The sequence below is a fragment of the Paenibacillus turpanensis genome (assembly GCF_011421635.1).
Classification (GTDB): Bacteria; Bacillota; Bacilli; order Paenibacillales; family YIM-B00363; genus Paenibacillus_AK; species Paenibacillus_AK turpanensis.
Genome location: NZ_WTLI01000018.1, coordinates 115329 through 125704, shown reverse-complemented (window position 1 = coordinate 125704; position 10376 = coordinate 115329). Strand labels below are relative to the sequence as shown.

The 10376-nt window shown below is 49.4% G+C and carries 12 protein-coding genes and 1 other RNA gene; all 13 read right to left on the bottom strand.

Annotated features, from left to right (window positions below):
• Positions 1 to 133: 133 nt before the first annotated feature.
• The 13 genes from GQS10_RS16925 to GQS10_RS16865 all read right to left on the bottom strand — a co-directional run bounded on the left by GQS10_RS16925 (position 134) and on the right by GQS10_RS16865 (position 10309).
• Entirely contained in the window at positions 134 to 400 is a 267-nt protein-coding gene (locus tag GQS10_RS16925) for a pro-sigmaK processing inhibitor BofA family protein (RefSeq protein WP_166244313.1), read from the bottom strand.
• Positions 397 to 696 carry a DUF2508 family protein gene (locus GQS10_RS16920; protein WP_166244311.1) on the bottom strand — a complete coding sequence of 100 codons (300 nt, stop codon included), beginning with the start codon at positions 694 to 696 and terminating at the stop codon, positions 397 to 399. The genes GQS10_RS16925 and GQS10_RS16920 overlap by 4 nt, the downstream gene beginning before the upstream one ends.
• A gap of 180 nt (positions 697 to 876) precedes the next feature.
• Positions 877 to 1476: a recombination mediator RecR gene (gene recR / locus GQS10_RS16915; RefSeq protein WP_166244309.1), complete on the bottom strand. Its 600-nt coding sequence runs from the start codon at positions 1474 to 1476 to the stop codon at positions 877 to 879.
• Between the two features lie 19 nt (positions 1477 to 1495).
• A complete protein-coding gene (locus tag GQS10_RS16910) occupies positions 1496 to 1816 on the bottom strand; it encodes a YbaB/EbfC family nucleoid-associated protein (protein ID WP_166244340.1) in 321 nt (106 codons plus the stop codon).
• A 20-nt stretch (positions 1817 to 1836) separates the two neighbouring features.
• On the bottom strand, positions 1837 to 3591 hold the full coding sequence (gene dnaX / locus GQS10_RS16905) for a DNA polymerase III subunit gamma/tau (protein ID WP_166244307.1): 1755 nt from the start codon (positions 3589 to 3591) through the stop codon (positions 1837 to 1839).
• Positions 3592 to 3813: 222 nt separating this feature from the next.
• Positions 3814 to 3912, bottom strand: an RNA gene (ffs, locus tag GQS10_RS16900) — signal recognition particle sRNA small type.
• Between the two features lie 63 nt (positions 3913 to 3975).
• Positions 3976 to 4431: a hypothetical protein gene (locus GQS10_RS16895; RefSeq protein WP_166244305.1), complete on the bottom strand. Its 456-nt coding sequence runs from the start codon at positions 4429 to 4431 to the stop codon at positions 3976 to 3978.
• Positions 4432 to 4489: 58 nt separating this feature from the next.
• On the bottom strand, positions 4490 to 4687 hold the full coding sequence (rpmE, locus tag GQS10_RS16890; RefSeq protein ID WP_166244303.1) for a 50S ribosomal protein L31: 198 nt from the start codon (positions 4685 to 4687) through the stop codon (positions 4490 to 4492).
• 119 nt (positions 4688 to 4806) lie between these two features.
• A complete protein-coding gene (locus tag GQS10_RS16885) occupies positions 4807 to 6063 on the bottom strand; it encodes a radical SAM family protein (protein ID WP_166244301.1) in 1257 nt (418 codons plus the stop codon).
• A 156-nt stretch (positions 6064 to 6219) separates the two neighbouring features.
• Positions 6220 to 7512, bottom strand: a complete 1293-nt coding sequence (gene rho, locus GQS10_RS16880; RefSeq protein WP_166244338.1) for a transcription termination factor Rho — start codon at positions 7510 to 7512, stop codon at positions 6220 to 6222.
• Positions 7513 to 7592: 80 nt separating this feature from the next.
• The gene (locus tag GQS10_RS16875) at positions 7593 to 8876 is read right to left on the bottom strand and encodes a UDP-N-acetylglucosamine 1-carboxyvinyltransferase (RefSeq protein WP_166244299.1); all 1284 of its coding nucleotides are present in this window, start codon (positions 8874 to 8876) and stop codon (positions 7593 to 7595) included.
• 95 nt (positions 8877 to 8971) lie between these two features.
• The gene (gene fba, locus GQS10_RS16870) at positions 8972 to 9826 is read right to left on the bottom strand and encodes a class II fructose-1,6-bisphosphate aldolase (protein WP_166244297.1); all 855 of its coding nucleotides are present in this window, start codon (positions 9824 to 9826) and stop codon (positions 8972 to 8974) included.
• A gap of 96 nt (positions 9827 to 9922) precedes the next feature.
• Positions 9923 to 10309 carry a response regulator gene (locus tag GQS10_RS16865; protein WP_166244295.1) on the bottom strand — a complete coding sequence of 129 codons (387 nt, stop codon included), beginning with the start codon at positions 10307 to 10309 and terminating at the stop codon, positions 9923 to 9925.
• Positions 10310 to 10376 lie beyond the last annotated feature (67 nt).

Sequence of the window (10376 nt, the reverse complement as noted above, 5' to 3'; positions counted from 1 at the left end):
AACGCTCGTTGTTCAGTTTTCAAGGAGCACTTTTTCACTTCGATGTCAACCGTCTCAGCGGCGACTTGAATAATATATCATAATGACAAATGCCGAGTCAACACTCTTCGACAAGAATTTTTTGGAACGTTGTCTAACCGACAACGAACCATTTCACTGCAGCAAGCAGCGCAATGCCCGGAACCCCTAAGATTCCTACCGTTAAAACCGTCGCAGCGTTGATCGGCAGTCTGAAATGAGTGAACCCTTCAGCCAAATTAATAAGATAGAGGAAGATTGCCGCAGCCGCCAGATTCATGACCGCATAACCTAACATTCGATATGAAAGCTTCGTACGCAGAACTACCATAACCAAGATCACTGCCGATAACACAAGCACTCCTAGTGCAATCCATTTCATAGCGGCACACCTCCCCCCATCACTTTGCCGGATTCCCGGTCAACCATCGAAACGCGAACCTTTTTCGCCTGCTTTAACAGCATTTCATAACGTTTCTCCGCCGCCTCCAGCGCATACACCGCATAATCGACCTCATCCTTTTCAAGGGCGATATCAAAACGGTTTTGCGCAATCGTCCATTCCACATGGGCCCGCTTGATCTGTGCAACCAGCTCCCAATCCAACTGTTGACGTTCCGTCGCCTCTGTCTTTGACCCGCTTGTCCACTTTTCACGGAGCTTCGACCATAGATTCATCATGACATCCTCCTTAGGTTTTCTAAACCCGGACTGCAATTTTCCCGCCATGAGCCCGTACATCTCTATCTCTAGATATATAAAAGGGGATGTCCAAATATGATCAAAAACGAAAAAATCCCGCAGCCCCGAAGGTCCGCAGGATACTATTATTTTGATATAAGCTGTCCGTGCAAAATATTAATTCAACTCCCGGCGCCCTTCAAGCGCCTTAGTCAAAGTAACTTCGTCCGCATACTCCAAGTCGCCGCCCACTGGAAGACCGTGTGCAATTCGGGTTACCCGCAGTCCAAACGGCTTGACCAACCGCGAAAGGTACATCGCTGTCGCTTCTCCCTCGATATTCGGGTTTGTCGCTAAAATCAGCTCCTGCACCTGTTCATCGCTCAGCCTTCGAAGCAGCTCGGCTACGCGAATTTCGTCAGGCCCCACACCTTCAATTGGAGAGATGGCTCCCTGAAGGACATGGTAGTAACCGTTAAATTCCTTGGTGCGCTCCATGGCTACAACATCCTTTGATTCCTGCACGACACAGATCAACGAAGCATCCCGCTTCTTGTCCTGGCAAATCCGGCAAGGGTCAATATCGGTTATATTGCAGCAAACGGAGCAGTAATGCAGATTGCGTTTCACATTTACGAGCGCTTTGGCAAAATCCATAACTTCCTCTTCACGCATACGAAGCACATGGAAGGCAAGACGCGCAGCCGTCTTGGGGCCAACGCCAGGCAATCTGCCAAAAGCGTCAATTAATTTGGATATCGGTTCCGGATAATACAATGATGCATCTCCTTTTAGATTAGAACAATCCCGGAATGTTCATGCCGCCTGTATATTTGCCCATATCTTGATTCGCCAGCTCTTCCGCTTTCGTCAATGCGTCATTTACTGCTGTCAGGACGAGGTCTTGAAGCATTTCTACATCATCAGGGTCAACAGCCTCCGGTTTAATCGCGACGTTAACCAGTTTCTTTTGTCCCGTCATGACGACAGTAACTACACCACCGCCGGCAGTACCTTCCACCGTTTTGTTGTTCAGCTCCTCTTGAGCCTTCATCATCTGTTCCTGCATCTTCTTCACTTGCTTCATCATTTGCTGCATTTGGTTATTGCCTCTCATCATCTTCAAACAACCTCCATCTATTCATCATCTTTAATTACGACTAAATCCTCACCAAACATTTGAATGGCTTCATTAATCCAGGGCTCCTTATGCTCCCGCCCATCCGGCGAGCTTCCTTCCCCTTCATCAGGATCAGTTTGCTCCAGCTGAAAAGGCTTTTCCGCTTCCTTGGAAGCCCCGGACGATACTTCATTCCAATCCCTGAGCATGACCGTCATCAGACGAAGCGATTTGCCTGCCGTTTCAGATATCACCTGCTCGATCAGCTGTTTATTCGCCGGCTTTTCGGTGGTCTCCCGATGGATGGAATTTTTAAAGCCGACCAGCAGCACATCATCCTGTGCTGAGACCGGTTCTCCATCCATGAGCCAAGCATGTACCGTTACGCGCCGCTCCTTCACCTGCTGCAAAATGCCCGCCCATTTCCCGAGCATTTGCTTAAACAGCACTTCATCCTTGTTTTTGATGAAGCCCTCCAGCTTCGCAAGATCGAGCTTTGAGCGCGGTGCTGTTGGAGGCGAGGAACGTTCTCTGCTGCTAGCTGCAGGGGCGGCCCCTGTTGCGGCAAGACCGCCGCCCTTTAATGCAGCGGCCAATTGCTCCTCCAGCTTGGAGATTCTGCCCAGCAGCGCGTTCAGCTCAGGGCCGCCCACAGATGCCGTTTGCGCTTTCGCATGAGGCTTAATGTCGGCTCCCGTGCAAGCTTTCATGAGTGCGACTTCCAGTAACGTTTGCGGATGCGTCGCATATTTCATTTCGGTTAAGTAGCGGTTGAATAAATCGATCGCTGCAAAAAGCTCCTCCCGTGAATACGCTTCAGCTACGGGCTGAAGAGCCTCAGGGCTTAACCGTTCCGCAGCAGGCGAATTCGGAGGCACCATTTGAAACAGCAGCACATCCCGGAAAAAATGCAAGGATTGCTCCAAGCATTTTTCCGCGCTTTTGCCTTCCTGCATCCAGGTATCGACAAGCTCGAGCACCCGCGCCATTTCTCCTTGCTTAAGCGCAAGCGCCAAGTCACTCAGTCGGTCGGACGCCACGCCTCCTGTCATCCGCACGACCTCTTCTAAACGAACCGCCCCATCCGGGGCAAAAGAGATCGACTGATCGAGAATACTTAAGGCGTCCCGCATTCCTCCGTCCGAAAGCCTCGCTACGTAACGCAGTGCTTCCTCTTCCGCCGGAACCTTCTCCGCATCGCAAACTCGGCGCAACCTCGAAACCTGCTCTTCCAACGACACTCTCCGAAAATCGAATCGCTGGCATCTCGAGATAATCGTGGCGGGAAGCTTATGCGGTTCGGTCGTGGCAAGAATGAACATCACATGCTCAGGCGGCTCTTCCAGCGTCTTCAAAAGTGCATTAAAAGCTTCTGTAGTGAGCATATGTACTTCATCGATAATATAAACCTTGCGCCGAACTTCGGTAGGAGCATACTTTACCTTGTCCCGAATATCGCGTATTTCTTCCACACCCCGGTTCGAGGCGGCGTCTATTTCCTGCACGTCGATGACGGCTCCGGTCGTAATTCGGATACACGGCCCGCATTCATTGCACGGCTCGGGAGCAGGCCCGCGCTCACAATTGACTGCCTTGGCCAGCACTTTTGCCGCACTTGTTTTGCCTGTACCACGAGGTCCATTAAATAGATAAGCGTGTGATAAGCGGCCTTCCACAAGAGAATTTTGCAAGGTTTGAGTAATGTGGCTTTGTCCTACAATGTCTTGAAAGGTTTGAGGACGCCACGCCCGGTATAACGCAATATGGTTCATGGGTCAACGATCCTCTCCCATCATTCCCGCTTAAGAAATTCGTATGTGCCAAAATAGAACTAACTCCGGCAATGATTGAATTCATTATACTATAAGTTCACCTTCAATTTGAAACGGAACCTTTGAAAGAATAACGATGACTATTCGAACACAACAAAAAAACACTTAGTAACGCAGCTTAGCGTTAATAAGTGTTCTTCTTATCCAATATAAAGCCGCTGGCTCCACCAGGCTTCCCTCCGGCACATGAAACATCTCACTACGGCTGCTTCCTTCCGGACCTGACCGGGTTCGCGAGCATCCATTGCGGAGGACCCGGCATCAACACCAACGGTGAATATAAGTATAGCCCATGCTTGGGCAAAAGGCAACCCGCGGTAAAACTTACCGTCCGGCGGCCTCTTTTGCAGCTGTACCCTCATTACCTAGGTTAAACAATTTATCGTCTTGATTCGTCGTCACATGATATTTATAGCGGGGAACCCAGCTGCGTAATTGTGTCGTTACATCCGATACGAGCGTTTCGCGCTGCATCGCGTTTAGCCGCTGCGGAAGGGCGATTCGCACATAAGCATCGGCTCCATCGACGAAAATTTCCGAATTTTCATCCACGTGCAAATCCGACAAGGCTTCCTTCATCAATCGAACGTCGGTGCGATAATTGTGATGATCGGGGTTTGTCCGCAGATTCGGGTTTGAATCCGACAGTCCCAAATAACCGTCATCAGCGTACCCTTCATATTCCGGATGCTCGTCCGCAGCTTCACCGCAAGCAGACAAACCAAGAACAAGAACAGCAGCTAAAAGACCTTTAGATAAAGCGTGCAGTTTTCTGCTCATAAAAAAAAACACCTCCCTTTGGTCATTAGGGTGACCAAGGAAGGCGTTCTTGAATCTGTTAGATTCCGTATTTCTTCTTAAATTTATCCACACGACCGCCTGCATCCAGGAACTTCTGCTTCCCTGTGAAGAACGGGTGACAAGCGGAGCAAATTTCGACTTTCAGGTTCGGCTTAATGGAGCCTGTTTCGAATTGGTTACCGCACGCGCAAGTAGCAGTTGTTACATGGTACTGCGGATGAATATCAGTTTTCATCGCTATCTTCACCTCTCTTAGCCCTGGATCTCATTTGTACCCAGAGTGAATAAACACGAATTACATTATAGCACGCTAAATTCATCTGAAGCAAGTTCCAATTGATAGAGCTCCTGCCCTTACGTAACGAGACGTTTTTGAGGCGGCACACGCGTGAACGATCCGATAATCGTATTCGGCAGTTCACGCTCAAGGATTTCAATGGCCTGCTTCATTCCGATGGCTTCGCTTTGCGCCTTGGGGATAAGCTCCAAGTAGCTTTCCGGATCTATATTGAGATTTCGCAGCTGAATCAGCTTCAAATCCGTTCGCTTGGCAAAATCTATCATTGCCTCAAGCTCTTCCTCGCGATCGGTTACCCCAGGGAAAATCAAATAGTTAATGGAGGAAAATACCCCTTTATCCGCAGCATAACGAAGCGAGCGCTCGACATTTTTCAACGTATACCCACGAGGCTTGTAGTATGCATTGTAGTGATCGTCCAGCGCGCTGATGGTAGATACACGGATCAAATCCAAGCCGGCATCGACGATCCCGCGAATATGATCCGTCAGCCCGGCGTTCGTATTAATGTTGATATAGCCCGTCTGCGTAATGGATCGCACCTTCTTGATGGCTTCGATAATGGTCGGAGCCTGTGTAGAAGGCTCGCCCTCACAGCCTTGTCCGAAGGAAATAATGCTGTCCTCCGTTTTCAAATGCTCAAGCATAATTTCCACAACCTCATCCACACTCGGCTTAAACTTCAGGCGAGTTTGGGGAGCCGGGAATCCGCTGTCGTCCGGCTGTTCGGAAATACATCCAAAGCAGCCTGCATTACAAGAAAACGAAACCGGAACCGCTCCTTCCCAGCGCTGCAAAAACGTATTCGATGCCGTTAAGCATTCGTATCCGAGGGCACAGTGGGAAAGATGCTCATACAGCCGGTTTTCCGGATATTTTTCGGTCAGACGTTTTACGCTAACCTCAAGCTCCGCAGGGTCACAGTTGCGCGGGTTCCAACGCTCTGGATCATCGCTTAGCCTTGCGGCCACGTAAAAGGAGTTATCCTTCCATACGACAGCTGTATAGCCGAACAGGGGGAGCTTTTGCTCACGGTCCGTCTTTACATACCCTGGCAGCAGCAGGCGTGTATACCCCTGAGGAAGCAGTGCGCCAACCGCATTCACTTCACCCGGCACCGGAACCATATCTCCCGATTCGGGATCAATACCGACCGGGCGCGTATGAGGCAGGCTTACCAGGGTTGCTCCTTCAGGCAATGGAATGAGCTCTTCTTCAAATATTTCCGATAAAAATTCCGCGTTTCTTCCTAAACCGAGCAGCTCCGGATGGTCATACACTTGTCCGGATGCATCGGCATATACCAAATGCATGAGGCGTTCTCCTTATCGTAAAGCTTCGGGCAAACAGCAAGACGTTTTCTAAAGTGCGCCACTTAAAATTGTAAATGACCTGAGGCAGTGCAAAAACTACTACGCACTCTGCCCTTGAGCCTACGCCATGCTGCCAGCGATTGATGTGGCAATGAATTAGGAAGCAGGCGTCTTCACACGCTTGCTGCCGCCACCGCTTCCGCCCGAACCTGATTCTAGTGTTGCCAAAAACTCCTCGTTCGTCTTCGCATCCTTCATTTTCTTCAGGAAGCCTTCAACGAAGTCGTGTGTGTCCTGCATGTTCTTGCGGATGTTCCAAATCTTATCCAATTCTTCCTTGGACAAAAGCATCTCTTCGCGACGTGTTCCCGAACGGCGGATATCGATCGACGGAAATACGCGCTTCTCAGCAAGCTTGCGGTCCAAATGAAGCTCCATATTTCCAGTACCTTTAAATTCTTCATAAATGACGTCATCCATACGCGAACCGGTTTCGACTAATGCTGTCGCCAAAATCGTCAGGCTGCCGCCTTCTTCGATGTTCCGAGCTGCACCAAAAAACCGCTTCGGTCGATGAAATGCGTTCGGATCAATACCGCCGGAAAGCGTACGACCCGATGGCGGAATCACCAAATTATAGGCACGGGCAAGTCTCGTAATACTATCGAGCAGTATGACAACGTCCTTCTTATGCTCTACCAAACGAAGCGCACGCTCCAACACCAGTTCCGCAACCTTAATATGGTTTTCCGGAAGCTCATCGAAAGTCGACGCCACCACTTCACCCTTTACCGACCGCTGCATATCCGTCACTTCTTCCGGACGTTCGTCGATCAGAAGCACGAACAGCTCGATATCCGGATAATTTGTCGAAATGCTGTTAGCGATTTCTTTAATTAAGAGTGTTTTACCGGCTTTTGGCGGTGCCACAATAAGTCCGCGCTGTCCGAAACCGACAGGTGTCATTAAATCCATGATCCGGGTTGATAATTGGGTAGGCGATGTTTCCAGCGATATTCTGCGCTGGGGATGAAGGGGAGTCAATGCGGGAAAATGGAGACGTTCTGCAGCGGCATCCGGCTTTTCGCCATTAACCGCTTCAACATGCAAAAGGCCAAAATAACGTTCATTCTCCTTCGGGGGCCTGCACTTACCAGATACAAGGTCGCCCGTACGCAGGTCAAATTTTCGAATCTGTGAGGCTGAAATATAAATATCCTCAGCACTCGGCAAATAGTTGATCGGACGCAAGAATCCGAAGCCTTCCGATAAAATTTCCAGCACACCCTGCATAAACATGAGGCCCGACTGCTCGGCCTGGGCTCTCAAAATGGCAAAGACGAGCTCTTTTTTCTTCATCGTACCGTACGACGGAATCTGATACTTCTTCGCCAGTTTATATAATTCCGTTAACTTCAGCGCCTCTAGCTGCGCTAAATCCAAATCCATTGGCTGTACCACCACGCTCTGTTTAGAATAAAGGGTTCAATAAGTCCCTAAAAAGCTAGTATTTCCAACATTTCATAAAATCAACCCTGCGCCGTTTTCTCCTTAGGAAGAGCATTTTCACGCCAAACCTCAGCGCCTAGCGCAGCTAGATTTTCAACCAAACGGTGATAACCGCGGTCTATGTATTCTACGCCGGAAATTTCCGTATATCCATCTTGTACACATAAACCTGCGATAAACAGAGCAGCACCCGCCCGCAAGTCCGCTGCCTTCACACGGGCTGCATGCAGCTTGCTGTACTCAATAATGGCAGAACGGCCTTCGACTCGGATTTTAGCACCCATTCGCTGAAGCTCCGGGACATGCTGAAAACGATTGTTGTACACATAATCGGTTAAAATGCTGACTCCATTCGCCTGAGTAAGCAGGCTTGTCATTGGTGACTGCAAATCTGTTGCGAGGCCCGGATAAACCAACGCTTTGACGTCGATGCTCTCATATTCAGGCTGTCCGATAACGCGAATCGACTCGTCCATTTCGTACACATGCACGCCCATTTCCTGCAGCTTTGCCGTTACGGCCTCCATGTGCTTCGGAATGACGTTGTCGATTACGACATCGCCGCGAGTCGCAGCCGCAGCCACCATATACGTACCGGCTTGAATACGGTCCGGAATGATGGAGTGACGCGTTCCATGCATAGACTCTACGCCTTCAATACGAATCGTTTCCGTGCCAGCGCCCTTAATTTTGGCACCCATCGCATTCAATAGTGTTGCAACATCTATAATTTCAGGCTCTTTCGCCGCGTTTTCGATAATCGTTGTGCCTTTCGCACGAGCCGCCGCCAGCATAATATTGATGGTAGCGCCCACACTAACTACATCCAAATAAATTTTCGCGCCGCGAAGCTGCTTCGCTTCAATGCGAATCGCACCGTTTTCGCTGCTAACCGTTGCACCAAGTGCCTCAAAGCCTTTAATATGCTGATCAATCGGACGAGGCTCAAAATTACAGCCGCCCGGTAAACCGATTACCGCCTTGCCAAAACGCCCTAAAAGCGCACCCATCATGTAGTAGGAGGCTCTTAGAAGCTTTACTTTGCCATTCGGCATTTCCTTTAATTTCAAATGAGTTGGGTCGATATTCATTTGGTCTTCGTTGCGGGAAACTCCCGCGTTTAATTCCTGAAGCAGTTCTGAATAAATCGCTACATCGCTCAAATGCGGCAAATTGTCTAAAATGACCGGTGATTCTGCGAGGATTGCAGCCGGAATTAACGCCACCGCGCTGTTTTTTGCCCCGCTGATTTGAACAGTCCCCCGAAGCGGCCTGCCTCCGCCTACAATTAACTTCTCCTGCATCGTATTCCCCCTAGGTATGCTCAAAAAAGAAGAGAAGGGAAAGGCACCCGAGGAAGGCGCCTATCCCGACAACAATTCCTGTCTAAGGAAAATAATTACGCTTGGTTGCTGCTGCCGAACAATTGGATCTTCTCGCGAACAACAGCCTTCATTGCTTCTCTTGCAGGAGTAAGGTATTTACGCGGATCGTATACCTTCGCGTCCTTCGCAAGCACTTGACGGATCGTTTCCGTGCAAGCTACTTGGTTCTCCGTATTTACGTTGATTTTGCCTACGCCCGCCAGGATCGACTTCTTGATCATTTCGTCCGGTACGCCGGAACCGCCGTGAAGTACAACCGGTACAGGGATCGCCTTGGACACTTCTTCAATGATGTCGAAACGGATGTTCGGCTCGCCGGCATACATACCATGCGCTGTACCAACAGCAATTGCAAGGCAGTCTACGCCAGTTTCTTCGTAGAAGCGGATAGCTTCTTCAGGCTTGGCCAAGTTTGCATCAGACTCATCAACACTGATATCGTCTTCTACGCCGCCGATTGTGCCCAGCTCGCCTTCAACGGAAACGCCCATTGCACGCGCTGCTTTCACAACTTCCTTCGTCAAGCGGATGTTTTCCTCAAAGGAATAGTGGGAGCCGTCGAACATAACGGAAGAAAAGCCCGCACGAATACACTTCATTGCCACTTCAAAGCTGCTGCCATGGTCCAAGTGCAAAGCAATCGGAAGTCCGGATTTCTTCGCCGCCGCTTCTGCGATTGCTACTGTAAACTCGATACCCATGTACTTCAGAGCGCCTTCGCTGACACCGTAGATAAACGGAGACTTCTCCTCCATCGCCGCTTCCACGATCGCTTGCGCGAACTCCAGGTTATTCATGTTGAATTGACCGACCGCGAATTTGTTTGCTTTTGCCTTAGGCAAAAACTCATTCATAGATACCAGTGCCAAGACCGATTCCTCCAATATGTATTAGATTTTCCGTAAATCGTACCCACCAAGTATACCACAATCCTTATGAAACAAAAAAGAATCCTTTTCAGGATTCTAAGCTGTCTTCGGAGCGCCGTTCGGACGAAGCTGGTCATTTACTGCATTCCGCAGCTCGTCAATGTCGAAAGGCTTGGTAAAATGCATTAATGCCCCGGCTTCGGTCGCCTCTTTAATCATATCCAGCTCGCCGTAAGCCGTCATCATAATCACTTTGATATCCGGGTTAATGCTCTTCACGCTTTTCAAAATCTCTAATCCGTCCATGCCTGGAATCTTCATATCAAGCAGGACAAGATCCGGAGATTCGCGGTGGACAATGTCGATCGCAAGCTTGCCGTTCGAAGCTTGAAACGTTTGGTAACCTTCATTGCTGAACACTTCCACGAGCAAAACACGAATCCCGTTCTGGTCATCAACAATCAACACTTTATCCCCAGTCATCGAAACACTCCCAATCCCCAGTTTTTTTATAACTTCGCTACCCGTCTGGGGATTCCTTCTAATTTAT